At 46.3% G+C, this 24,111-nt stretch carries 22 protein-coding genes; all 22 read right to left on the bottom strand.

Going from position 1 to position 24,111, the window contains the following annotated elements:
- Positions 1 to 46 precede the first annotated feature (46 nt).
- Positions 47 to 721, bottom strand: coding sequence for a thiamine diphosphokinase (locus RWO08_RS01985; RefSeq protein ID WP_314211103.1), 675 nt, complete (start codon positions 719 to 721; stop codon positions 47 to 49).
- A 28-nt stretch (positions 722 to 749) separates the two neighbouring features.
- Complete coding sequence (gene rpe / locus RWO08_RS01980) at positions 750 to 1,397, bottom strand: ribulose-phosphate 3-epimerase (RefSeq protein WP_314211102.1); 648 nt, start codon at positions 1,395 to 1,397, stop codon at positions 750 to 752.
- 12 nt (positions 1,398 to 1,409) lie between these two features.
- Positions 1,410 to 2,402: a ribosome small subunit-dependent GTPase A gene (rsgA, locus tag RWO08_RS01975; RefSeq protein WP_314211101.1), complete on the bottom strand. Its 993-nt coding sequence runs from the start codon at positions 2,400 to 2,402 to the stop codon at positions 1,410 to 1,412.
- Positions 2,403 to 2,504: 102 nt separating this feature from the next.
- Complete coding sequence (gene pknB / locus RWO08_RS01970; protein WP_314211100.1) at positions 2,505 to 4,484, bottom strand: Stk1 family PASTA domain-containing Ser/Thr kinase; 1,980 nt, start codon at positions 4,482 to 4,484, stop codon at positions 2,505 to 2,507.
- Entirely contained in the window at positions 4,475 to 5,242 is a 768-nt protein-coding gene (locus RWO08_RS01965; RefSeq protein WP_291427288.1) for a Stp1/IreP family PP2C-type Ser/Thr phosphatase, read from the bottom strand. The genes pknB and RWO08_RS01965 overlap by 10 nt, the downstream gene beginning before the upstream one ends.
- 43 nt (positions 5,243 to 5,285) lie before the next feature.
- Positions 5,286 to 6,659 (bottom strand): 16S rRNA (cytosine(967)-C(5))-methyltransferase RsmB, encoded by a 1,374-nt coding sequence (rsmB, locus tag RWO08_RS01960; protein WP_314211099.1) that lies wholly within the window; start codon positions 6,657 to 6,659, stop codon positions 5,286 to 5,288.
- Positions 6,649 to 7,644, bottom strand: a complete 996-nt coding sequence (gene fmt / locus RWO08_RS01955; RefSeq protein ID WP_306487115.1) for a methionyl-tRNA formyltransferase — start codon at positions 7,642 to 7,644, stop codon at positions 6,649 to 6,651. The genes rsmB and fmt overlap by 11 nt, the downstream gene beginning before the upstream one ends.
- Positions 7,645 to 7,659: 15 nt before the next feature.
- Positions 7,660 to 10,065, bottom strand: a complete 2,406-nt coding sequence (gene priA, locus RWO08_RS01950; protein ID WP_306487116.1) for a primosomal protein N' — start codon at positions 10,063 to 10,065, stop codon at positions 7,660 to 7,662.
- Positions 10,066 to 10,161: 96 nt separating this feature from the next.
- Positions 10,162 to 10,359 (bottom strand): DNA-directed RNA polymerase subunit omega, encoded by a 198-nt coding sequence (gene rpoZ / locus RWO08_RS01945; protein ID WP_023390784.1) that lies wholly within the window; start codon positions 10,357 to 10,359, stop codon positions 10,162 to 10,164.
- 2 nt (positions 10,360 to 10,361) lie between these two features.
- The gene (gene gmk / locus RWO08_RS01940; RefSeq protein ID WP_023390785.1) at positions 10,362 to 10,997 is read right to left on the bottom strand and encodes a guanylate kinase; all 636 of its coding nucleotides are present in this window, start codon (positions 10,995 to 10,997) and stop codon (positions 10,362 to 10,364) included.
- 203 nt (positions 10,998 to 11,200) lie between these two features.
- The gene (gene yidC, locus RWO08_RS01935) at positions 11,201 to 12,172 is read right to left on the bottom strand and encodes a membrane protein insertase YidC (RefSeq protein WP_070755461.1); all 972 of its coding nucleotides are present in this window, start codon (positions 12,170 to 12,172) and stop codon (positions 11,201 to 11,203) included.
- Positions 12,173 to 12,326: 154 nt separating this feature from the next.
- Entirely contained in the window at positions 12,327 to 13,802 is a 1,476-nt protein-coding gene (locus tag RWO08_RS01930; protein WP_306487117.1) for a cell wall metabolism sensor histidine kinase WalK, read from the bottom strand.
- Positions 13,803 to 13,804: 2 nt separating this feature from the next.
- Positions 13,805 to 14,509: a response regulator transcription factor gene (locus RWO08_RS01925; RefSeq protein ID WP_023390788.1), complete on the bottom strand. Its 705-nt coding sequence runs from the start codon at positions 14,507 to 14,509 to the stop codon at positions 13,805 to 13,807.
- Positions 14,510 to 14,688: 179 nt separating this feature from the next.
- Positions 14,689 to 15,372, bottom strand: coding sequence for an endolytic transglycosylase MltG (locus RWO08_RS01920; RefSeq protein ID WP_314211098.1), 684 nt, complete (start codon positions 15,370 to 15,372; stop codon positions 14,689 to 14,691).
- Positions 15,373 to 15,393: 21 nt separating this feature from the next.
- A complete protein-coding gene (locus RWO08_RS01915; protein ID WP_070755458.1) occupies positions 15,394 to 15,801 on the bottom strand; it encodes a hypothetical protein in 408 nt (135 codons plus the stop codon).
- Positions 15,802 to 16,060: 259 nt separating this feature from the next.
- The gene (gene pgsA, locus RWO08_RS01910) at positions 16,061 to 16,642 is read right to left on the bottom strand and encodes a CDP-diacylglycerol--glycerol-3-phosphate 3-phosphatidyltransferase (RefSeq protein WP_306487192.1); all 582 of its coding nucleotides are present in this window, start codon (positions 16,640 to 16,642) and stop codon (positions 16,061 to 16,063) included.
- A 25-nt stretch (positions 16,643 to 16,667) separates the two neighbouring features.
- Entirely contained in the window at positions 16,668 to 17,717 is a 1,050-nt protein-coding gene (locus RWO08_RS01905; RefSeq protein ID WP_291427280.1) for a RodZ domain-containing protein, read from the bottom strand.
- Positions 17,718 to 17,858: 141 nt separating this feature from the next.
- The gene (yfmH, locus tag RWO08_RS01900; RefSeq protein ID WP_306487193.1) at positions 17,859 to 19,151 is read right to left on the bottom strand and encodes an EF-P 5-aminopentanol modification-associated protein YfmH; all 1,293 of its coding nucleotides are present in this window, start codon (positions 19,149 to 19,151) and stop codon (positions 17,859 to 17,861) included.
- Entirely contained in the window at positions 19,132 to 20,430 is a 1,299-nt protein-coding gene (locus RWO08_RS01895) for an insulinase family protein (protein WP_314211097.1), read from the bottom strand. The genes yfmH and RWO08_RS01895 overlap by 20 nt, the downstream gene beginning before the upstream one ends.
- 72 nt (positions 20,431 to 20,502) lie before the next feature.
- A complete protein-coding gene (locus RWO08_RS01890; protein WP_314211096.1) occupies positions 20,503 to 21,456 on the bottom strand; it encodes an ABC transporter permease in 954 nt (317 codons plus the stop codon).
- Positions 21,456 to 22,523, bottom strand: a complete 1,068-nt coding sequence (locus RWO08_RS01885; RefSeq protein ID WP_268443080.1) for an ABC transporter permease — start codon at positions 22,521 to 22,523, stop codon at positions 21,456 to 21,458. Before RWO08_RS01885 ends, RWO08_RS01890 begins: the two co-directional genes overlap by 1 nt.
- Positions 22,513 to 24,084 carry an ABC transporter ATP-binding protein gene (locus RWO08_RS01880; protein ID WP_314211095.1) on the bottom strand — a complete coding sequence of 524 codons (1,572 nt, stop codon included), beginning with the start codon at positions 24,082 to 24,084 and terminating at the stop codon, positions 22,513 to 22,515. The genes RWO08_RS01885 and RWO08_RS01880 overlap by 11 nt, the downstream gene beginning before the upstream one ends.
- Positions 24,085 to 24,111 lie beyond the last annotated feature (27 nt).

The raw sequence follows: 24,111 nt of genomic DNA, 5'->3' as shown, positions 1-24,111 counted from the left end.
TATTTTCCCTCATTTGACAAGTCTTTGAGGGTGATTTTTTCGGTTTTTACACTTGATTGACCCAGAAAATCATGACCAGACCCGACTCAAAGGCAATTTCCACAGGCTCCTGACTGGCTTTGTATTCATTGCTAATCAGGGATTGGGGACTAGCATAATCAGTTGCTGGCAAGGTGTACTTGGCCCCTTGAATGGACAGGCCTTGAACTGGTGTCAGGCTAATGACTGACAGGTAGAGACAGGGCTCGTAGGCCAAGACATGGTGGCCAGGCTCTAAGAAACGCACCTTGTGGTGAGCCTCCAGCAAGCTAAGACGAGACAAACCTGCTTGGAAGCGTGGCTGATGGACCAACCAAATATTGGCCAAGAAATGGTCCAGCCGCCCGCCCCTTTCGCCTAGAAAACCAAGTGCCACATAATCTTCCTCCGGCCAGCGAGTCATGGCCATGTCCAAGGCCAAATGACCATCGGTATCGTCCTTCTCGCTAGGAAAGGCTTGAAATTCCTGACTATGTGCCTCAATGACTTGGCGCTCTTCTTCTGACACCGAATCAAAGTCGCCCAAGGCCATATCCAGCACATAACCTGCTCTGACCAATCTTAAGGCTCCACGATCAGCCCCTACAAAATAAACTTGGTCATAGGCTTGAATTAAATTTTCAATCTGATCAAGGGCTGGATTAGGTCCACCCCCACAGACAATGACACATGCTGTTGCCACTTAGACTGCCCCCTACTTCCTATTCTGCCTAAGCTAAGTCTTTGAGCGTCTGAATGGCTTGGGCTGGATCTGAATGCCCGAAGACGTAAGAACCTGCTACTAGGATATCTGCGCCCGCCGCTAGACAGTCAGCAGCCGTCTTGTCATTCACCCCACCGTCAACTTCAATTAGATAACTATAGCCTTGTTTTTGACGCAAATCAGCTAATTGGCGGACTTTGTCCAAGGTCTCAGGGATAAAGGCCTGGCCACCAAAACCTGGGTTAACTGTCATGACCAAGACCTGGTCAACTTGACGCAGGACTGCTTTAATGGCCGAAACTGGCGTACCTGGATTAATGACAACCCCTGCCTTGGCCCCTGCTGCCTTGATTAACTGCAGTGCGCGAATGATATGAGGCGTTGCCTCCACATGAACGGTCACCACATCTGCGCCCGCTTTGACTACTTGGTCCACATAGCGTTCGGGATTGGTCACCATCATGTGAACATCAAAGACTAACTTAGACTGAGCGCGCAAGCCTTGATAGAGCATAGGCCCAAAGGAAATGTTGGGTACAAAGTCCCCATCCATAATATCAATGTGTAGGTAGTCAGCCCCAGCCTCTTCAACCATTCGGATGGATTGAGCTAGCTTATTAAAATCGGCACTCAACATGGAAGGTGCAATATACATAAGGTTTCCTCCTTAACGACGTTTTTTGAGATGGTATTGGGGTTTACGCTGATCAATTTTTTGGACTAATTGACAATAGGATTGATAGCGACTAGCAGCCAAGCTCCCCGCTTCTAATGCTTGCTTGACCGCACAACCCGGTTCTTCTAAATGGAGACAGGAACGGAACCGGCATTCTTGGCTGAGTTCTTGAATTTCCGGGAAGAGTTGGGTCACTTGCTCCTTCTCAATCTGTTCGAAATCTAGGGCAGAAAAACCAGGCGTATCAGCAATCAAAGCCTGATTCAAGGGATAGAGGGTCACTTCCCGTGTGGTATGGCGCCCACGCCCCAGATAGTGACTAATTTCACCGGTTTCAATGTCAGCTTGAGGTAGGAGTTGGTTAAGCAAGGTCGACTTGCCAACCCCAGACTGGCCCATCACCACATAGAGACCTTGGTGCAAAAGTTGACTAAGATTAGCCAGCGCATCCGATGCAGGATCCATGACGGTTACTGTATAACCAGCCGCCTCATAAAGGGCTTGGATCTGGGCGACACGATCTTGGGCTTGTTCCTCCCCTTCTTGTGCTAGCAGGAGGTCGTATTTGGTCAGAACCAAATGAGGTTCAATGCCATGCGAGGTCACAGAAGCCAAAAATTGGTCGACTAGGGAATAGGAGAAGTCCGGCTCCACCAAGGACATGACCACGAGCGCATCATCGACATTGACCACACTTGGTCTAACGAATTGATTACGACGAGGCAGGACCTCAATCAAGCGACCTAAGGCTTGGTCGGCCTTGGGGTCTAAGCCCTCCTCCCATTCAAAGGTGACATGGTCTCCCACCAAAGGCTTGAGCTGTTGATGGCGAAAATTCCCCCTAGGCTTGGTCACATAGGTTTGGCCCTCAGACCGCACTGAATAAAAGCCACTAAGAGATTGGGAAATAATACCTTCTTTGATGATTACTTTGTCTTCTGCCATACTGTCACCCTCTGCTTGATACTTACTTAATGGTACCATATTTTAAGCGCCTTGTCAGTTCTGGCTGACAGGACAGCCTAGACTAATCAGGACTCATATTTTCCCATCAAAAAGAGGCTAGAAATTTCTAGCCTCTTAGGGTTAATTATCATTTGGATAGACTTCATTACTTTCAGCAATGACTTCGCCATCCCGCATGACGCGGTATTGACCGACGCCGCCTTCCATAATATAGAGCAGAATCTCGATGCTACGTGATTCAGAGATCTCAAATTCTTGGGCCAGCGTATTAATATTGTTGCGACTATCGCCAATGAAGACCTGAATCTTATTCGGCAATGGGTTACGTTGGTTGACGTCTGTGCTTGCATATTTTGGCACGTACTCAATATTGACCCGTTGAACTGCCGTCAGCACCTTCTCTTCCTTGCGACCTTTGGAAACGGTAACCTTGATGGTATCACCTTGGCTTAAGGCCACGCCATATTTAGGACTTTGGCTGATGACACGCCCTTTAGGAATGTCATTATCGTAGTCTTCGCTGATATCAACAGTCAGTCCGTTAGCTTCCGCGAAGTTTTGTACCATTTCCAGTGGTAAGTTGTTGAAATCCTGCATGGTCGTGGAGTCTGCCACCTTCCCTACTGTGAAGACTAGGGAGGTATTGCTTGGCACCACCTTGGAACCTGGCTCCACGCTTTGGGCTAAAATCTTACCATTATTTTCAGGCGTAGAAGCGAAGTCGCGGCGCTCTACAATAAAGTTGGCTGCAGTCAGTTGGGAGCGAACCGATTCATAGTCTTGACCGACATAGTTGCCAATTTCAACCTGTTCTTTCCCGTTACTGATTTCTAAATCGACCGTTGAAGCCTTACGAATCCGAGCACCTGAGCCTGGTGTTGATTTAATCACCTGACCCTGAGGAATGCTGTCACTCCAAGTCTGCTTAATGGCTCCTACTTGTAGATTGGCTGCTTGAATTTTCTGTACCGCCTCATCCTTGCTGAGCTTGGCTACTTCTGGTACAGAAGTATACTCGGTCAAGCGCGTATAGGCGATATAGACGCCACCGCAAATGACTAAGAGACTGATGATGGCCAAGAACCAGGCCGCAATCCGCCGTTTACGTCGCGGCTTATCCAAAGGCGCCACCTCGTCAATGCGTTGATAGGCATCATAATCGATGGGTTCTGGCGCTTCAATTGGAGCCGCAACCGGTGTTTTGACTGGCTTAATAGGTTTCATTTGAACTCGCGCCTGACCACTAGCATTCGGAACAAAGACCGGCTCATTCATACGACTCGCATTGAGTGCCGTCGATAAGTCCGCTAACATGCTGTGAACAGAATCGTAACGGTTGGCTGGGTCCTTAGCAGTAGCCTTGAGGACTACGTTTTCCAAGCTTTGCGGCACATAGTCCATCTTGTCACGGATACGTGGGAATTCTTCCTGGAAGTGCTTGAGGGCCACCGAAACAGCCGATTCGCCATCAAATGGCACAGAGCCAGTAATCAATTCATAGAGGACAACCCCTAGGGCGTAGATATCTGACTTAACAGTCGCATTGCTACCACGCGCTTGCTCAGGTGATAGGTAATGAACCGAACCCAAGAGGGTATTAGTCTGAGTAATAGAAGTATCCGACAGGGCAATGGCAATCCCAAAGTCGGTAATCTTAATAGCGCCCGTCTTGGTAATCAAAATATTCTGAGGCTTAATATCCCGGTGAATAATTTGGTTCTTATGAGCCACTTCGATAGCCGACAGGATCTGACTCATAATGAGTACCACTAGTTCTAAAGATAGGGGTGCATTTTGACGAATATAAGTCTTAAGATCTGTCCCATCCACATACTCCATGACGATGTATTGCTGGTCTTCTTTCTCCTCGACATCATAGATTTCGACGATGTTGCGGTGCAGCAATTGGCTAGCCGACATCGCTTCACGTTGGAAGCGACGGATGGCATCCTGGTTGTCTTGGAAGTCAAAACGCAGGACTTTAACGGCTACTTGTCTTTCTAAGATTAAGTCTTGGGCTAGGAAAACATTGGCCATCCCACCCTGACCGATAAAGTCTGTCAGCAGGTATCTGCCTGATAATTTATCGCCTATTTCCATTCAGATACCTCCTCTAAGTTTTCAGTGCTTAAGTCTGAAGCAATAATAACGGAAATGTTATCCATGCCTCCGGCTTCGTTAGCTGCTGCAATTAATTGTTGGGCAAAGTTAGCCTCTTGGCGCGATGACTGGAAGAGCTCTTCCAAGGCCTCAGGCGTCACCATATTAGTCAAACCATCAGAGCATAGGAGCAACATTTCAGCCTCCTGGCTTGGTACGGTCTGAATGGCTACCTCAAGTGGATGCGTCAAACCAATGGATTGGGTGACGGCATTACGATGGGGATGAAGATAGGATTCTTCCAAGGTAATTTCCCCGGCCCGAATCAATTCATTAACCAAGGAATGATCCTCAGTATATTGCTGGAGCTTACCTTCCTTGTAGATATAAGCGCGACTATCCCCTACATGGCCTAAATAGATGGTGCCATCGACTATCAAGGCCAAGACAATGGTAGTCCCCATGCCGTTCAAGTTCTTATCAGCTTGGGCTTCTTGATAAATTTGTTGGTTGACTAGCTTTAAAGTTCCTTCAATCCACGCTGACACCTGGTCAGGTGCTAAGGCCTGGTTCAAATCTTGGAAATACTGCCCAATATATTGGGTGGTACGTTGACTGGCTACATCGCCACCCAAATGGCCCCCTACCCCGTCACAGAGGATGAGCAGGAGTTGGCCAAAATCATTAAGAAAATAATCCGCATAATCCTGGTTGGTTGTTCGACGTTTACCGATATTGGAACATAGTGCAAGTTTCATGTAGTCACCTCTGTTTCCTTCATATGTTGATTTTTAGTGCAAGCTAGGCTGACTTAGTCATACGTGCAATGAAGAAGCCATCGGTCAAGTAGTCTTGTGGCAAAACTTCAATCATGCTATCTGCAGTCAGAACTGACGCTCCTTGAACTTCTTCTGGCCCTATCGGACTGAGTTGGAAGTCAGCCTGTCTTGCCAAGAAGGCCTTGACCTGGGCTTGGTTTTCAGCTTGTGCCAAGGTACAGGTTGAATAGACTAAGGTTCCGCCTGGTTTGAGCAGACTGGCAACATGGTCTAAGAGCTGACTCTGAAGCTTGCTAAGTGCTTCAATATCGCTTGCTTGCTTAGTGTATTTAATTTCAGGTTTGCGACGCATGAGGCCGAGACCTGAACATGGTGCATCCAAATAGATTATATCATAGAGTGTCCCGCTTGGGGGCATAAAGTCTAAGGCATTTGTCGCATGAAGCGAAATGTTCAAGCCCTCTTGTTGGCTTAAGCCTAGGCGTTCCATGTGTCCCGCCACCAAGTCTAGCTTGGCTTGAGAAATATCTAGGGCATCCAAGTGACCGTTTTGCAGTAGAAAGGCCATATGTGTCGCCTTGCCTCCAGGCGCACTGCAAGCATCCAAGAGTCGTTGTCCTGCTACTGGCCGGCCGATTGGCGCTACCAACATAGAAGATTCATCCTGAATAGTCAAGCGCCCCGCTTGAAAGGCAGGTGACTCCAGAATACGACCATCTAAGCTTTCAATAGCATAAGGTGATAGGTTGCCGGCCTCAACCTGATAGCCGGCTGCCCTGAGCTGGGCCAGGATTTGGTCGCGCTCATTGGGATGAGCTTGAATTCTGGCAGTTAGACGTGGCCGTTGATTGAGGCTAGACAATAAATCAGCCAAGATTGACTGGTCATACTGTTTTTGTAGGAGGGACACAATCCAAGGGGCGATACTGTATTGAATGCTGAGGGCTTCAACAGGGTCTGTCACTGTATCCAAGGAGCGCAGTTCCTGACGACGGAAATTGCGCAAGACGCCGTTGACTAGCCCGGCTAGGCCTGCATGGCCATTGAGTTTGGCAATGTTAACCGCTTCGTTAATAGCTGCATGGTCCGGGATTCGCTCCAGGTAAAGCATCTGATAGACGGTCATTCTTAAGAGCGTACGAATCCATGCCTCTAACTTCTTGCCTTTGATGAAAGGTTCCAAGTAGAAGTCCAGGGTCAAACGATGCTGAATGCTGCCATAGACTAAGTTGACTAAAAGCCCTTGGTCGACTGGCTTGAGCTCTGTCTGGCTCAGCGCCCGATTGAGAAGGACATTGGAATACTGGTCATGCCAGTCAATCTCTACCAGTAGCTGTAAAGCCTGAAAGCGAACATTATGCTTGAGGCGCTTAGCGGCTAGTGACTTAACTTTCATGAGTTACCTCATCTTCCACTTGTACTGAAGCAAAAACTTGGCCCGCTAATTGAGCTAAGTCATTGCCCTTGAAATAGTCTTCTAGGCTTAGGCGCTTCTTGCCAGACTCCTGCCACTCACGGATGCCATAATAGGAATGATGACCACACTTAACAATCAGGTGTTTACGTTTATAGGCCAGAATGGTCCCTGGCTCTGCGGCTAGATCTTCTGGGCTTGGCTCGTAATCCATTGGTGCTCCTGCCCAAACCTTAATCCGCAAGTCTCCTAAGATCGTATAAGTCGAAGGGAAAGGATTGAAGGCCCGAACATGACAGTCCACTTGGTGAGCAGACTCATGCCAGCTAAGCTGTTCTTGTTCCTTGGTAATTGAAGGCGAAAAGACCACTTGGCTGACATCTTGCTCCACCGCTGTAATCTCATTAGCAAAAAGTTTGAAGAGAGTATCGAGGAGCAGTTCCCGCCCGATAATAGCTAGCTTACCAAAGAGGGCACCCACGGTCTCATCTGATTCGATGACACAGGAACGTTGGGCTAGAATATCCCCTGCATCCATTTCCTTGGTCATGTAGATAATGGAAATACCGGTCTCATGATCGCCCTTCCAGATTGCATAATGAATAGGCGCAGCGCCGCGATACTTAGGTAGTAGCGAAGCATGGACATTAATAGCCGTATGGGGCGTTGAATTAATAAGACGGGTGGGAATGAACTGACCATAAGCCGCTGTCACGATAATGTCAGCATCTAAATTAATCAGTTCTTCCAATTCCTCAGAACGACTAATGCGTTCAGGCTGGTAGAGGGGAATATCATGGGCCAAGGCCAATTGCTTAACGGGTGACTGGGTCAAGACCCGCTTGCGTCCGACCGGACGGTCTGGCTGGGTCACTACCGCAATGACCTGGTAGGAGGCATGCTCGAGTAAGCCTTGGAGAATTTCTGCCGCGAATTGCGGCGTTCCCATAAAGATAATTTTTTTCATGTTCGATACACCTCGCTAATTGAAAAAGAGTGGCTCGTGGTCAATGGTGATATAAATCCCCTGCTTGGCTTCAAGCTGAGATTGGTCCAAGATTGTCCCGAGGCTTTCCTTGATGACTTGACCATCCTTGTACTTGAGTAAGAGTTGGAAATAATAGCGTTCATTAATCCGAGCAATAGCGCCCTGGCTAGGACCAAGAATCTCAATGGCTGCCCCACTTGCCAAGAGAGCTTGCTTAACTTGGTGGCTCATAGCTTGGGCTTTAGCCTGGTATTTGCTAGAAATGGTAATTAAAGTGGTATAGAAATAAGGCGGATAATGGCCTAGATGGCGTCGCTTCATCTCATAGTAGAAAAAGGACTCATAATCATGTTGCTGGGCCAATTGCATAACATAGTGGTCTGGATTATAGGTTTGAATCAGGACCTCACCTTCGAAACGTCCCCGGCCTGTTCGACCAGCTACTTGGGTCAAGAGTTGGAAGGTCTTCTCCCCTGCTCGGAAATCTGGCAGATTGAGGGCCGTATCGGCATTGATTACGCCGACTAGGGTCACGTTCTCAAAGTCCAGACCCTTGGCAATCATTTGAGTTCCTAGGAGAATATCCGCTTCATGGCGACGGAAGCTATCCAAGAGGGCTTCGTGTTGGCCCTTCTTGCGTGTCGTATCCATATCCATGCGGATTACACGCGCGTCAGGAAAATGCTGATTGAGTAATTCCTCAATCTTCTGCGTTCCTAAGCCAAAAGTTCTGAGATAGTCACTATGGCAGTTAGGACAGCGGTCAGGTACTGGGCTTTGGTAGTCACAGTAATGGCATTTGAGCCGATGCTCATGCTTGTGATAGGTTAAGGAAATATCGCAACGCGGGCATTGAATGACTTGACCACATTCCCGACAGAGCATATAAGAGGCATAGCCTCGCCGATTGAGTAAGAGTACAATCTGTTGCCCTTTGGCTAGCCGGTCGGCAATCTTGTCTTTAAGGACAGAAGATAATTCATCCGTGGTTTGTTGGACCATTTCCTTGGTCATATCCACCAGGGTAACTGGTGGCAAAGGCCGTCCGTTAACACGTTCAGGCAGGCGCAGATGTTGATAACGCCCTACCTGGGCGCGCGAGCGAGACTCTAGCGAAGGGGTCGCAGATCCTAGAAGCAGCGGTGCCTGATGATAGTGACAGCGCCAGATGGCCACTTCTCTGGCATGATAGCGTGGCGTATCTGATTGCTTGTAGGTGGTCTCATGTTCTTCGTCAATGATGACTAGACCTAGCTCACGAATAGGCGCAAAAATCGAAGACCGGGCCCCCACGACAATGGTAGCTTGACCGCGGATAATGCGGCGCCACTCATCGTATTTCTGGGAATTAGTCAAACCTGAGTGCAGAACCGCCACCCCAGTTTGAAAACGACTCTTAACCTGACGTACCATTTGCGGAGTTAAGGCAATTTCAGGAACTAGGAGAATAGCGCCCCGCCCCATTTGGCTGGCCTTGGCCATGAGTTGCAGATAGACCTCGGTCTTACCACTACCGGTAACACCTTCTAGCAAGAAGGTCTGGTCCTGATGTGCTTCTAGTGCCTGGGCAACCCGCTCATAGACCGCCTCCTGAGCCACCGTCAAGGTCCGACTATGACTCTGCTCGACCTCCAGATGCGCCAAGGGGTCTCGATAGACACTGACTTTTTGGGACTTGATATAACCATGTTTAAGAGCTGTCTTAAGGCTGCTAGCGCTGACTTGGCTGGCCGCCAAGAGGGCTTGTTGTTCCCATTGGGGCTGACCCGATCCCAAGAGATAGGTCAGGAGCTGGGCTACTTTTTGGCTTCTAGCGGGCAAGTCTTGGATAATTTGCTTGATTGCCTCAGCCGGCATAGCCAACTCAATCATGGTCTGGGTCTTAGAGGTGGTCTGGTCTTGGACCTGATAGACTAACTCCAGTACGCCCTGGTCTAATAGTTGCTTGATTTGCTTGCGACTTAAACGCGCCTCTACCTGGTCCTTATCAAGTTGACTCTGATTGAGCCAGTCACTTGGTACCTGATAATCACTGAGAGCTTGGGGTTGATGAATTAAAAAGATATTCTGATATTTGACTTTGAGCATGGCAGGCAACATAGCTTGCAAGACATTAATGCGGAAGGCATGTAAGGTCTGGGCCAGATGCTCACTCAAGTCTAGTAGCTCCTCGTTAATAAAGGATTCATAGTCTAGGACTGCTGTAATGGGCTTGAGTGTCCCCTTGAAGTCACTAGTATGATGAATGCCCACCACAAAGCCAAGCAATTGACGATTGCCGAAAGGAACTTGTACCCGCATGCCGAGCTGTAGACTGTCCTGATAGGCCTCAGGGACTTGGTAATCAAAGGGTCGATTGACCTGGGCAGCCGGAATATCGACAATCACCTTGACAAACATGGGCAGGCTCCTTTCTCCGAATGAATTCAGGGGTATTTGTAGAAAAAACTACTATGATATGAACTGCATACACACGTCCTCATAGTAGTTTCTTGACTAGTCTTCTTTGATATATAATTTGCCGTCAATGACTTCTTCGAGTGACTTACCTACGGCCTTAACTGACTCATACTTGTCTAGTTGTGGGTTCTGGTAGACTTGCAAATCGTGTGATCGTTTGCTAGCTAAAATAATCAAGCTGTATTTGGAAGGTACTTTCTCTAATAATTTATCAATTGATGGGTATAACATCATGGCTAAATCCGCTCCTTTTCGTAATAAGTTTCCATGTCGTGTCGGATTTGATCCACTACACGTTCGACCTTGAGATGTTCTGATTGAATAATGGCATTAATCTTGTCGACTGCATGTTGGACTTGGTCGTTAACTACGACATAGTCATAATGCTGCATCAATTCGATTTCTTCCTTGGCTGTCGCCATGCGCTCTTGGATGACATGCGCGGCATCTGTGCCCCGACCTGTAATCCGGGATTCTAGCTCTTCCAAGTTAGGTGGTGCTAAGAAGATGAAGATTCCTTCTGGCATACGCTCCTTAACCTTCATGGCACCTTGAACTTCAATTTCCAAGAAGACATCGTGACCGGCAGCCAGGTTTTCTTCAATTTTTTGAATAGGGGTACCGTAATAGTTACCCACATATTCAGCATATTCTAGTAGGTCCTCATTTTGGATCATGGTCTCGAACTCTTCGCGACTTACAAAATAATAATCCTTGCCATCAACTTCCCCTGGGCGCTGAGCGCGTGTAGTGGCTGACACTGAGTATACATACTGAAACTGATTATTGGCAAAGACTGCTGCCCGCACTGTCCCTTTCCCTACTCCGGACGGGCCAGATAAGACAATGAGTAACCCACGACTTGCTGACATTTCGAACCTCCATACCTTCCATTACTTGCAGTAAATCAATAGTTTTATTCTACCACAAAAGCCCCCAACAGAAAAGTTTCTAGCCCTATTTTTAGGGACTTTTTTGGCTACTTGCTCTCATATTGATCAAGACTTTTTCCAGGCCACCCTACCTTCTGGCAAAAGTAAAAGAGGCTGAGATTTCTCAGCCTCTCATCTTATAATTAACGTCGTGTTTGTTTACCAGCATTTCGGCGTTTTGAGCCTGCAGCCCCAACGCTTTCCTTAGTTGGCACAAGACGGTTACGGTTAGCTTCCTTGGTTGCTTGGGCCGTTACATCCTTACGCGGACGACGTGGCGTTACCTGTACGTTGGCCATGTCTTGGTCAATGATTTCTTGGATCTTTGGTTTGACCACATGGTTAGTATAGAGCTGTTGCCCAATCATGAAGACTGCCCCCGCCAAGAAGTAGAGACCTAAACCAGCATCTGTTGTCCAAGTCATCCAACCAAAAAGGATTGGGTTCATCCAGAACATAACTTGACTTGTTTGACCGGCCTTCTCATTACCTGGTGTGCTTGGCATTTGTTTTTGCATGAGCCAGCTTTGAAGAATCGACACAGCAACCACCAGAATCACAATGAGGGTTGAACGTTGCCCTAACTGGATACCTAAGAAAGTAGAGTTTTGAATAGCTGTCGAAGTCCGAATCGCGGCATAAACGGCCGAGATGACTGGCATTTGCAAGAGCAGTGGCAAGCAGCCAGATAAACCACCTAGCATGTTGATGTTGTATTTCTTGTAGACACCCATCAACTCTTGTTGCAAGCGAGCACGCTCTGCTGGGTCCTTACTTGCATTGATTTCTTCTTGAATCTCGTTGATTTCTGGTTGGGCCACCTTCATACGCGCCTGGCTAATCATGGTATCACGCGTCATCTTCAGGGAGGATGGCAACATGAAGACCCGTGTTAGCAAGGTCACAATGATAATAGCTAAACCATAGCTATTGAATAAGAAGCCCGCTAAGAAGTCTAGGAAGGCAGCGGCTGGTTTACCCAGGTATTCATAGACCGCCCCATAAGGTTGACCATTAGCATCGTAGGACACACAGCCTGATGCAATCAATACAACGACGACCAAGAGGGCCATCAATTGCCAGTTACGTTGTTTTTTCAAAATTACTTCACTCATTTCCGAAAGTTTTCACCTTCTAACTATATAAAAATACGGACCCTTTTTCAAGTATTTTCGTCTCGTCCAAGCTAAAATCATCCTCTAGCCCTAGGACTAATCAGCTTAAATTCAAGCATGAGAAAAGGATGGGAAGCCTCCCATCCTCTCTAAGTTATAGACTCTTGGTTAAAACCTTCTTCTTGTTCTTCTCAATTTCTGCCTTGTCCAGCAAGATTGGGAATTCTACATAGAAGATAGAACCATGGTGGAGCACACTCTCCACATAGATCCGGCCCTTATAACTATCCACCAATTGCTTGGCGATACTGAGGCCCAAGCCATTCCCACCTTTCTGGCGAGAACGTGCCTTATCCACACGGTAGAAGCGTCCGAAGACCTTTTGCTTGTCTTCCTGGCTCATGCCCTCACCGAAATCTTGAATGGCAATTTCGACGGTCGTGAAGGAAGCACTCACTGCGATATGGATTTCTTGGCGATTGGTACTGTACTTAACCGCATTATCCAGGAGAATAATCAAAATCTGCTCAAAGTGATTGCGGTAGATTTTAACGTAAAGCTCCTTGTCCTCCCCTTCCGAGTCCAGATAAAAACGGAAGTTAGGATAAAGCATAACGAAGTTGTTGAAGACCTGGCGCGTAGTGGCATAAATTTCGGTCATTTCATCCTTATAATCGACTTCAGCATGATCTGCCCGTGACAAGTCTAACATCATTTGGACCAGGTCCTTCATGCGGGTTATCTCTTGCAAAGAGGCGTCAATGGACTCAGCCAAAATCTCAGGATCGTCCTTGCCCCAACGATTAAGCATCTGCAAATGGCCTTCTACAATGGCGACAGGCGTCCGCAACTCGTGAGAGACGTCTTCCACAAATTGCTTTTGATTTTGAACATAGCCATCAATTTTGTCCAGGAGGCGATTGATATGAATGTTCAAATCACTCCACTCGTCATTACTGCGCGGTTTGCGAATCCGGATGGTCGACAAACTCTCTTCTTCCACCAAGTCCAGCGTATTATTAAGATACTCCAAAGGAAGTAAAAGATAACGCGCTAAACCATAGGCAAACACAAGGGAAAATATTAATATGGCGACCAAGACCCAACTACTTAGCTGCTGTTGCTTAGCTAACCAGTCCTGATATTGAAGAGGACGGTAGATATATTGTAGGGTTCCCCCATTCGCCCCATCCCTTCCTGGCAGACTAACCGTTCCTATGACCAAAAGTTGTTTCTTATACGGATAGATATCCACTTGCGGCGATGCTGCCACAGTCGGCACATCCAGACGACGTGTCTCGTAAACTAACTGATTAGCACTATTATAGAGACGCAAACTAGTTTCAGGATTTTCCAAAGCCGCTAAAAGAGACAAGTCATCTGCTCTTGCATTTTCTGCATTGGTCCCCAGTCGATCAATATCTAATTTGGCTGCCTTAAGAACAGATTGCGTTTGATCCAAGCGCACCTGGCCATTAGCCTTGATGGCGGCGAGGGCTTGTTCTTGACTCAAGTGACGGTAGCCCATTAAACTGGCAACCCCAATAAGATTAAAAACTAAAAATAATAAGATACTCCACTTCCATTTAAGCGAAAGTGGCTGTTTAAGCTGGAAACTCGGTAATCTCATGACTAGGTTCTCATGACATAGCCTGTCCCGCGAACGGTCTGGATATAAGAATCCTTGCCAGGAACATCAATTTTGTTGCGGAGATAGCGAATATAGACATCCACCACATTGGTTTCGACTTCCGTTTTGTAACCCCAGACCTTGTCTAGCAGGACTTCACGAGACATAACCGTATTGAGATTTTCCATCAAGTAGAGTAAGAGTTCGTACTCACGCTTGGTCAAATCAATGACTTGATCATCACGTTTAACAATGCGGCCTTTCTTCTCAATGACCAAATTACGGTATTTAACAGAAGACTGCTGGGATTGATTCTTCTCTTCCTTGTTATGGTCAATGCGACGGAAAAGTGCACGTAAGCGTGCCAATAATTCCTCAATGGCAAATGGCTTAACAATGTAGTCATCTGCCCCTTGGTCTAGACCAGATACGCGGTCAATAACCGAATCCCGTGCCGTCATGATAATAATAGGGGTGTCCTTAATGGGACGAATGCGACGGCAGACTTCCAGACCATTCAATTCAGGTAACATTAAATCTAATAGGATGACATCCCACTCCTGATTGAGGGCAGTCTCCAAGCCCTTACGCCCATCATGACAGATAGCTGTCTCATAACCTTCGTGTTGAAGTTCTAAGTCAACGAAGCGCGCTAGGTTTTTCTCATCCTCAATAATTAATACGCGGTGTTTCTTTGTATCTTCCATTTAATCGCCTCCTAATGCAATTTAGATACTCTCTTCCCTATTTTACACAATTATGAGAAAAAATTCTAGTCTAGAAGCTGATTATTCTCATGATTTTGCCACTTTTTTAGACCTTTCTGGCTATTTTCCCTAAATTCCATAAAAAAAGAGGTGGAGAATTCATCTCCACCTCATCATTCTTATGGTTGCCAGTAGTAGGCCCCATTGGTTAAAATTTCTGCGATTGTATTAACATTCATACCTGAGTTCAACTCGTAAGTACCTGCAATTAGAAGGGTTGATAGATCCCATTGTTCTACCACTTCCAAGAAGACATCTGGTGAGCTGATAATCCCAGCATCATACAAGTTTTGAGCAACATCTTCGGATGTGTCCCCAGGGTTAACAGTGAAGTTACCACCTTCAGTGGTCCATTGACCGTTTCTAGGTGCTGATGTTCCTTCAGTACTTGTGCCATTGTTCTGCTCTTGACCTGTCTCTGCTTGGTTGCTAGCTTGGTCACTTTCACTTGAACTTGAGCTTTCACTGCTAGAAGAAGATGACTCATTGCTAGCACTTGAAGCCGAATGACTCTTCAAAGCTTCTAATTCACTACTTTGACGTGATGCTTGTTCTTTTAAAGAAGTTAACGAAGCATTCAAGACATTTTGAGTTGATTCTAAGGCCGATTTTTCGCTTGATAAAGCATCCAATTGAGCTTGTTGATCCGCATTAGCAGTCGTCGACCCTCCGTTTAAAAGGTTGGTCCCATTGACACCTTGGACAGGTAATTGTCCTTGTGACAAGGCAAAAGCTGCTGTTACCACTGCTGATGCTAAGAAACCAACAGCTAGCGAGCGTAATGTGTTACGCGATAATTTCATACTAGTCCTCCTTGTCCTTTGTTAGCGATTTTCAATATAATCGTCAACGATAGTTTGGATAATTTCTTGTGATAAAGCCACATGGTGAGAAATCTCATGCATGGTGTAGCCTTGCGAGTAGAGACGAATCACTTCTTCACGGGTCAAATCTGAAACATCATCCAGTCCTAATTCCAAGGCTGGTTCTGCTTCAGCTTCCACGTAGTGATTGCCTACTTGAGCAGGTGCTTCAACCGCCACAGCTTCTTGTTCACGGGCTGCCTTTTCAAGCTCAGCTAAACGAGTTTTCATGGCATAGAATTCTTGTGATTGTTGAGCCGTAAATTCGTCCAATTGGTCTTGAACGTTGTCATCTTTGACATAAATGGATAAGGCAAATAAGACGATGGCTACAACTAATAAAATACAAACTAAAATCCAGAGTTGCATATGACACCTTCCTTTCGATAGTTACTTCATTCCTATTGTATCAAAGTATCCGCAAGTTACAAGGGGCGTCGGGTAACAAATATGTTACAGGCTTGTTGTAATCAACCGAAATTAGCGAAGTGCTCTTTCTAATAAACTAATTGAGTGCAACTATAGTGTGCTTTTCTCTTTTGCTTCCCTAAGTCCTATATTTCCATGCCCAAAAGGCAAAGAAAAAGCCCAAACCATAGATTCAGACTTTTAATTTTGGTGTTTTATCTTATTTAAGCCCGTCAGAAAAGACGAAGCGGGCATGATAAAAATATTCTAAACCCGAGTAAATAGTGAAAAATAGACAGACATAAAGCAAGAGATTAGCCAGGGAGAAGCCCCAGACTGACCGCCCCATATCTTGCAATAAGAAGCAGATAATAGCTAGCATCTGTGTCGTCGTCTTAATTTTGCCCGGCATAGCGGCTGCCATCACCTTACCATTGGATTGGGCAATCAATACTCTTAAGCCTGTCACCATCAATTCTCTGGCTAGAATGATGAAAACCACCCATCCCGGTACAGGGCCTAATTGGACTAGTAAAATCAGCGCAGCCATGACTAGCAATTTATCAGCCATGGGATCGAAGAAAGCCCCAAAAGAGGTCACTAATTGGTATTTGCGCGCCAGGTAGCCATCAAGGAAGTCCGTAAAGCTCGCTAAGGCAAAAACCACAGCGGCCCAGACTTGATTGACAGGAATGGCACTCCCTAACCACACAACTTGGTCAGCCGAATGGTTTAATAGCAAGAAGATAAAGACTGGAATCATCAGCATGCGCAAGAGCGTTAACTTATTGGCGATATTCATGACTATCCTCCCTCTTGATTAGGCCTTACTGCCCATTATTATCGTTGTTCTGTTGGCGGTTTGGATCCAGAACGGCTGGACCTTGATAAGAGCCTTGACCTTGGGCTTGATTTTGGTTTTGGCCTTGGGCTTGGCCTTGTTGATTTTCAGCGCCTTGATTAGCTTCATTAGTGCTTGAGCCAGTTGGCTGGTCGGCATGTAGGCGGAAGACAATGGAATCCGTGATATAGTCGTTGGCGATTTTCACAGTCTTACCATTCACCTGAATCTCAGCCCCTTCAGGGTAACCCAAGCGTATACGGACGCTACGGGTTTGGCCTTTGACCTTAATATCTAAGGTTTCACCTTCAGTTACCGTCGTATCCATGGTGATTTCTTCATCCTCATAGACACCTACCCAGACATAATTCTTGCCTTTAACTGTGAACTTAAATTTATTCATCGGCGCATAGAGTTCGTAGGTTGTTTCTTCGCCTTCACCAGATACGCGCTTAGCTTGAACATCGCCAAAGAATTCAGCGCCGTCAATCTTGGCTTGGGAAGAAGTCTCGCTACTGCTGCTAGCTGCATGTTGAGCTGCCGAACTTGGTTCCACTGATGATACCAAGCTAGTCGCGCTAGAACTATTGGCTTGTTGTTGGCGCTCACGTTGGGATACGGAGTAAATGGTCCAAGTAATAAAGGCCATGACGAGAATGAAAACACCGGCCAACATTAATACCGGTAGGTGCTTAGCATAGCGGTCTAAAAGTGATTGCTCGGATTGGGCTTGATTACGATTCAAACGACTTGGCATAGCTTCTGTCTCTTGCTCTTCATATTGAGACAAGCCATGCTCCACCGCTTCAAGCTCACTTTGATAATCTAAGAGTAGACTATCCCCATCTAGACCTACCATATCAGCATATTGTTTTACAAAAGCTCTAGTATAGAAGTTACCAGGAATTTCTTCGAAACGTCCTTCTTCAATGGCCACAAGGTATTTTTTTTGGATTTTTGTCATTTGTTGTAAGGTATTTAAGGTATAGCCTTTTTCAATGCGGGCATCGCGTAATTTGGTTCCTAATTCACTCATCGCCGTTCATCCTTTTCTTTCTACATTCAAGAAGTATTATATCATATTCTGACTAGGGGAGTTAATCTTTTTCTCCAAAACTTAAAAACTTCTGCTAAAAAATCAAGAGGCCAAGTCCCACTAAGGACTTGGCCTCTCTGCTTATTCAGTTATGGGATTAACTAGGACCTCAACTGCCTCTGAGGCTCCTGAGAGCACTTGATGACCAAATTCCTGGAGGTCTGATAGTTTAATTTCCTGAAGGCAAGTCAGGATATCAGCTAATTCGTAACTATCCATCACAGCTTCGATCAATTCATAAGCAATGAACTCCAAGGAATTTAGGTGTTGTAAGAAATCACCAATGCGCCCTGTCACCACTTGTTTCAACTGCTCCTCAGTCAAATCCGGGTTATGTTGCCAGTTAGCCAAGAGCTCCTTGATTGCAGCAATCAAGTCTGATGTATGATGACTCTGGGCATGAATAGCCAAATGGTGCATCTTGTGGTCTAAATGATAAGACTGGTAGAAATTGGTATCTACCCACTGTTGCTGGTACCAGCTAGCATAGGCTGACGACATAGGTCCCATTAGTAATTCGAAGAAGACTTCCCCAACAATACGTTGGCGAATCAATTCTAAGCCCGATAGATTTTCTGGGGCAAAGCGCCAAGCCAACTCGATAATTGGCTGACTGATTTCCCGCTCAAGCTGAGTTTTAGGTAGAACGGGAGCTGTCACCTCTTCTTCTACCCTATGATAGCGAGGTGGCTCAAATGTTTTGCGGGCTTGATTAGCCTCAATGACAGCGAGTAAAGCTTGTGGGTCAAAGTTCCCTACCACAATCAAATTCATATTGCTTGGATGGTAGAAGGTATCATAAGCCAAGCGTAGGTCTTCATAAGTGGTGGCCTTAATGCTTTCTTCCGTTCCCAAGATATCTACGCCTAAAGGATGGTCGGGATAGAGGGCCTGATTGAGAGCTTGATAGGAGACTCCGAGAGGATCATCCTGATACATATAGAGCTCTTGCGTGATAATGCCCTTTTCCTTCTCAATGCCTTCTGGTGTGAAATAAGGTGTCTGCACAAAATCAAGCAAGGTTTCGACATTGCGTTCAATATAATAGGAAGCAGAGAATAGATAGGAAGTCTGAAAGTAGTGGGTAAAAGCATTAGCCATAGCCCCCTGCTTCATAAAGAGCACAAAAGCATCTAGCCCTCCTTGCCCTTCAAACATCTTGTGTTCTAAGAAATGGGCAGCTCCCGCAGGAATGGTCTTTTCTTCTCCCGTTTGCTTGTGTCGCACCACTTGATCCACCGAACCATAGTGTGTCGTCAGAATTCCGTAACTGCGGTGGTAACCTGGTTTAGGTACCAAGCGAACGATTAAACCATTAGCTAGCACCTTTTCAAAGAAGGTTTCATCCAAAACTTTATGATAGTGTTCTTTCATCTTTACCTCCTACTAGGGCATAGGCCCCCACCAAACGCCATTTGCCTAAGCAAGCAATGACCTCTTCCGCCTTGAGGGCTCTCACCACTGATTCAAAGTAGTCTGTCGACAAATCGAAGTCAGGATACAAATCCTGGGCAATCATCTTATCAGTCTCCAAATGTTGATAGTCTCGCGACTGTACATCGGCACTCAAGAGGGTCAGTTTCACTTCCTCTAGGTAGTCCCCTTCTTCCAAACTCACCATTAGGTCAGCCAACTGGGCTTGCACTTCCTCATAAACATGCCCCACCTTATCGGGGCTAATGCCCGCCCGTACCAAGGCAAAAGATCGGTGAAAATCAAGACCAGAATGAATGGCATAGGCCAGACTCTGCTTCTCTCGAATTTCTGTAAAGAGTCGAGAAACAGGTAGGTAGCCAAAAATCCCATTGGCCACTTGTAGTATAATACGTTCCTTAAGGCTCTTGGCCGGTGGAAAGGCAAAGGCCATAGCCAAATTAGCTTGCTGGCCCTGAACCTTTTCCTCAATCAATTGGCCTAGATTATCAGTTGACAAAGGCTTATCTAAGGCCAGATAGTTATCACCATAATCCCAGTCAGCCTGGCGACCCTTTAGTGACCAGCTCTCTAGCCACTTAATCAAGTCACTATTGGTCAAATCACCATTGCTGACGAGATAGAATTGGGCTTCCTGACAAATTTCCCTATGAGCCTTAGCCAGATCAGCTAGAGTCAGGGCTTGGACTCTGGACACATCCCCTAGATTGGCCAAGGCATTGTCAGGAGTCTCACGGTAAAGCTCCTGGTAAAGTTTTTGAACCACCAAGCGTCGTTTGTCATCCCCCATACGCTCAATCCGTTGCAGCTGAAAGGCCTGCTCCCGTTCAAAACGTGCCTGAGCTTGCGGCAAGGCTAGGGCTAGCGACTCCTGTTCAAACAATAACTGACCCATTAAGTTTAGCCAAGCCGGCATTAAGTCAGGCATCTGAACCAGACTTGGCCGAACACTTTGGCTTGCCATAACAAATTCTAGAAAATGCCCCTTACGTTGGACCCCTACTGATAGAGAGGCACCATAGAGTTGGGCCAAAATACCTTCCAAGGCCGCCTTACTTGGAATATGATCACTCCCGTCTTCCATCATACGAGCCAGCAAGGACCAGGCCGCCGCCCGCTCAGCTTGATAAGGTAAGATAGCCTTTATAATGACTTGGTTGGTTTTATATTTAGTGGAGGCAACCGCCTGATAGTGGATGCCAGCTTGCCATTCTTGCATGGCTTTCTCTCCTTCATTAGGAAAAAAGCCCATGCCAGCCCTTGAATGGAGCCAACACGGGTCTTTCTCCTCTTATTTTGATTTGATGTAGGTTGTCCCAACGGCTTCTGGCGCCTTGGAGCGGCCAACGAAACCAATCAATACAATAATTGTAATCACATAAGGTGCAATTTGCAAGTAAACTGACGGGATATCCCTAATAACTGGAATGGGAGCCCCGATAACGGCCAAGGACTGAGCTAAACCGAAGAAGATAGCTGCTAACATGGCCCCAATTGGGTTCCATTTACCGAAAATCATAGCGGCCATGGCCATAAAACCTTGACCGGCAATGGTCGATACCGCGAAGTTTTCTGAAATAGTATGAGTGTAGGCTGCCCCACCAATCCCACCTAGTAAGCCAGAAAGCAAGACGCCAGAATAGCGCATGAGGTAGACATTAATCCCCAAGGTATCGGCAGCCTGAGGGTTCTCCCCGACTGACCGCAAGCGCAAACCAAAACGCGTCTTGAAGACCAGATACCAAACTACAAAGGCTAGGACGATCCCTACATAAGCCAAGATAGAAGTTTTGGCGAAGAAGATTGGCCCGATAACTGGAATGTCTGATAAGACTGGGAAGTCAAATTTACCAAACTTGGTTTTGATTGAGTCTGTTTGACCCTTACCTTGGAAAAGGACCTTGGTTAAGAAGATAGCCAAGGATGGTGCAATCAAGTTGAGCACGGTCCCTGAAATAATGTGGTCAGCCCGCAAATTAACGGTCGCTACCGCATGAATCAAGGCAAAGAGCAAGCCACAAAGCCCACCGACTAGGAGCGCTAGCCATGGAGTTAAGTCGCCAAACTGACCGGCGAAGGTCAAGTTGAAAACAACCGATGAGAAGGCCCCAATGACCATAATCCCTTCCAAACCTACGTTAACAATCCCACTTCTCTCAGAGAAGACGCCACCAAGGGCAGTAAAAATCAGCGGTGTTGCGTACAAGAGCGCATTGGATACAACTAAAGCGAGTATATTTTGCATTATGCTCCCTCCTTGCTGCTGACTTTATTGCTGCGAACCTTCTCCATAATGAAGCGGAAGATATAGCTACATCCGACGAAGAAAATAATACAGCCAATGACGACGTTGACGATTTCACTCGGAATCTTAGCAGCCAAAGGCATCAAGTTCCCACCGGTCTTGAGACCACCAAAGAGAATACTTGAGAAGAAAATTCCGATTGGATTGTTCATCCCTAAAAGGGCAACGGCCATACCATCAAAACCAATATCTGGTGCTTTACCGTTCATCAAGAAGATGTTACGGAACTCACCTAGCCCGTTCATGACACCACCTAGACCTGCAAGAGCACCAGATAGGACCATAGATAGGATAATATTGCGTTTTGCGTTCATCCCCGCATAGGCTGAGGCAAACTTGTTCATCCCTACGGCTTTGAGTTCAAACCCAAGGGTCGTACGCGTCATTAAAATATGAACGACTAGAATCATTAAGACTGCAATGAAAATACCCGCATGTAAGGTAGACCCATTGGTCAAGTCTGACAACCACTGCATTTTTAAGGTAGCATTATCTTTCAAGATAGGCGTTGCATCCAAACGGTTGGTAATGACATTACGCAAGAGATAGTCTGATAAATAAATCGCCGTATAGTTGAGCATGATGGTCACAATGACTTCACTGGTATCAAAGTAAGCCTTAAGGAAACCAGCGATAGCTGCCCAGAGGGCACCTGCCACCATCCCAGCTACAATAGCAATTGGTAAGACGATAAAGGATGGTAAATCACCTAAAGTCAGCCCCACCCAAACGGAGACTAACCAACCGCAGAGGGCTTGACCAGCCAAACCAATGTTGAAGAAACCAGCCGTATAGGCCACTGCAAAGCCTAAACCTGTTAACATAAGCGGAGTGGCAGCCCGTAGAGTCTGACCAATATTGAATGGTTTACCAAATGCTCCATTGAAGAGGGCCTCATAGCCTTTAACCGCATCATAACGGAAGAGCCACATAATCAAGGCTCCTACGATAATCCCAATCACAACAGATGCAATAGGAACAAAAACGGCACGTAGTTTATCCTTCATGATTAGCGTCACCTCCTGTTTGACGATGGCTTAATACTTCTTCATAAGAGGTCCCCGCCATCATCAAGCCGATTTCTTGTTCATTGGTTTCAGATGCCGGAATATCTACCATGATATGGCCGTCGTGCATGACAATAATGCGATCAGATACATTGAGAATTTCGTCTAATTCGAAACTCATCAAGAGGACAGCCTTCTGATCATCACGTTCAGCAATCAAGGCCTTATGGATAAATTCAATGGCCCCTACATCTAAGCCCCGAGTTGGGTTAGCTGCAATCAGGAAATCAGGGTTCAAGCTTAACTCACGGGCAATAATGGCCTTTTGTTGGTTCCCGCCCGAGAGTGACTTAACTGGCACTTTTTCAGAGACGGTCCGCACATCATACTGCTCAATTAAGGCCTTGGCCTTCTTCTCAATAGCTTGGAAACGTAAGAAGCCTTTTTCAGAGTATGGCGTATGATAGTAGGATTTGAGCACTAAGTTTTCCTCAACCTTCATAGGCAAAACCAAGCCATATTTGTGGCGGTCTTCAGGAATATGACCAAAGCCTAACTCCGTAATTTGACGTGGTGATTTACCTACAATATCCTGGCCGCCCAATTCGATCTTACCTGATTCAATTGGAATGAGGCCCGCAAGTGCTAGAATTAGCTCGGACTGACCGTTCCCGTCAATCCCGGCAATCCCCACTACTTCGCCACGTCTTACTTGGAAACTCAAGTTCTTAGTAGCAACAATGCCCCGTTCATCCTTAACCACTAGGTCTTCCACATTCAAGAAGACCTCGCCAGGACTAGCAGCCTTCTTCTCGGTCTTAAAGGAGACGGAACGCCCTACCATCATATCGGCTAATTCCTTAGCAGAAGTAGTGGCTACATCAACCGTATCAATGGACTCCCCGCGCCGGATAATAGTACAACGGTCGGCTACCTGCTTAATTTCTGCTAACTTATGGGTAATGATAATAATGGACTTACCCTCACTCGCTAAGGACTTGAGCGTAACCATGAGTTCATCGATTTCTTGTGGTGTTAAAACTGCCGTTGGTTCGTCGAAAATCAGAATATCGGCGCCACGATAGAGGGTCTTGAGGATTTCCACCCGCTGTTGCATCCCCACCGTGATGTTGGCAACCTTAGCGTCTGGATCAATGGCTAAACCATATTGCTTAGATAAGTTCATAATATGAGCCTTGGCCTTCTTATAGTCCAAACGTAAGCCTTGAACCATTTCATTCCCTAACATGATATTCTCAACGACCGTAAAGTCATTTACCAACATAAAGTGCTGGTGAACCATCCCGATATGTAGGTTATTAGCGACCGTTGGATTGGAAATGTTAACCGCTTGGCCATTCATATAAATCTGCCCATCAGTCGGTTGTAAGAGACCGGACAAAATGTTCATCAGAGTGGATTTACCCGCCCCGTTCTCACCAAGCAAGGCATGAATTTCGCCCTTCTTGAGCTCGAGGTTAATATTTTTATTGGCAAAAAATGTCCCAAACTGTTTGGAAATACCACGCATTTCAATCACTGGATGCGTCACTGTTTCCATAGAATCCCTCCTTCTTAATTAATACTT

The sequence above is a fragment of the uncultured Abiotrophia sp. genome, from assembly GCF_963520105.1.
GTDB lineage: Bacteria > Bacillota > Bacilli > Lactobacillales > Aerococcaceae > Abiotrophia.
This window is presented reverse-complemented; position numbering and strand designations above follow the sequence as displayed.

What these genes read in the sequence shown, in the direction of transcription:
- rpe (WP_314211102.1), bottom strand. Translation starts at nt 1,397, where the DNA reads ATGTATATTGCACCTTCCATGTTGAGTGCCGATTTTAATAAGCTAGCT.
- rsgA (WP_314211101.1), bottom strand. Translation starts at nt 2,402, where the DNA reads ATGGTACCATTAAGTAAGTATCAAGCAGAGGGTGACAGTATGGCAGAA.
- pknB (WP_314211100.1), bottom strand. Translation starts at nt 4,484, where the DNA reads ATGGAAATAGGCGATAAATTATCAGGCAGATACCTGCTGACAGACTTT.
- RWO08_RS01965 (WP_291427288.1), bottom strand. Translation starts at nt 5,242, where the DNA reads ATGAAACTTGCACTATGTTCCAATATCGGTAAACGTCGAACAACCAAC.
- rsmB (WP_314211099.1), bottom strand. Translation starts at nt 6,659, where the DNA reads ATGAAAGTTAAGTCACTAGCCGCTAAGCGCCTCAAGCATAATGTTCGC.
- fmt (WP_306487115.1), bottom strand. Translation starts at nt 7,644, where the DNA reads ATGAAAAAAATTATCTTTATGGGAACGCCGCAATTCGCGGCAGAAATT.
- priA (WP_306487116.1), bottom strand. Translation starts at nt 10,065, where the DNA reads ATGTTTGTCAAGGTGATTGTCGATATTCCGGCTGCCCAGGTCAATCGA.
- rpoZ (WP_023390784.1), bottom strand. Translation starts at nt 10,359, where the DNA reads ATGATGTTATACCCATCAATTGATAAATTATTAGAGAAAGTACCTTCC.
- gmk (WP_023390785.1), bottom strand. Translation starts at nt 10,997, where the DNA reads ATGTCAGCAAGTCGTGGGTTACTCATTGTCTTATCTGGCCCGTCCGGA.
- yidC (WP_070755461.1), bottom strand. Translation starts at nt 12,172, where the DNA reads ATGAGTGAAGTAATTTTGAAAAAACAACGTAACTGGCAATTGATGGCC.
- RWO08_RS01930 (WP_306487117.1), bottom strand. Translation starts at nt 13,802, where the DNA reads ATGAGATTACCGAGTTTCCAGCTTAAACAGCCACTTTCGCTTAAATGG.
- RWO08_RS01925 (WP_023390788.1), bottom strand. Translation starts at nt 14,509, where the DNA reads ATGGAAGATACAAAGAAACACCGCGTATTAATTATTGAGGATGAGAAA.
- RWO08_RS01920 (WP_314211098.1), bottom strand. Translation starts at nt 15,372, where the DNA reads ATGAAATTATCGCGTAACACATTACGCTCGCTAGCTGTTGGTTTCTTA.
- RWO08_RS01915 (WP_070755458.1), bottom strand. Translation starts at nt 15,801, where the DNA reads ATGCAACTCTGGATTTTAGTTTGTATTTTATTAGTTGTAGCCATCGTC.
- pgsA (WP_306487192.1), bottom strand. Translation starts at nt 16,642, where the DNA reads ATGAATATCGCCAATAAGTTAACGCTCTTGCGCATGCTGATGATTCCA.
- RWO08_RS01905 (WP_291427280.1), bottom strand. Translation starts at nt 17,717, where the DNA reads ATGAGTGAATTAGGAACCAAATTACGCGATGCCCGCATTGAAAAAGGC.
- yfmH (WP_306487193.1), bottom strand. Translation starts at nt 19,151, where the DNA reads ATGAAAGAACACTATCATAAAGTTTTGGATGAAACCTTCTTTGAAAAG.
- RWO08_RS01895 (WP_314211097.1), bottom strand. Translation starts at nt 20,430, where the DNA reads ATGCAAGAATGGCAAGCTGGCATCCACTATCAGGCGGTTGCCTCCACT.
- RWO08_RS01890 (WP_314211096.1), bottom strand. Translation starts at nt 21,456, where the DNA reads ATGCAAAATATACTCGCTTTAGTTGTATCCAATGCGCTCTTGTACGCA.
- RWO08_RS01885 (WP_268443080.1), bottom strand. Translation starts at nt 22,523, where the DNA reads ATGAAGGATAAACTACGTGCCGTTTTTGTTCCTATTGCATCTGTTGTG.
- RWO08_RS01880 (WP_314211095.1), bottom strand. Translation starts at nt 24,084, where the DNA reads ATGGAAACAGTGACGCATCCAGTGATTGAAATGCGTGGTATTTCCAAA.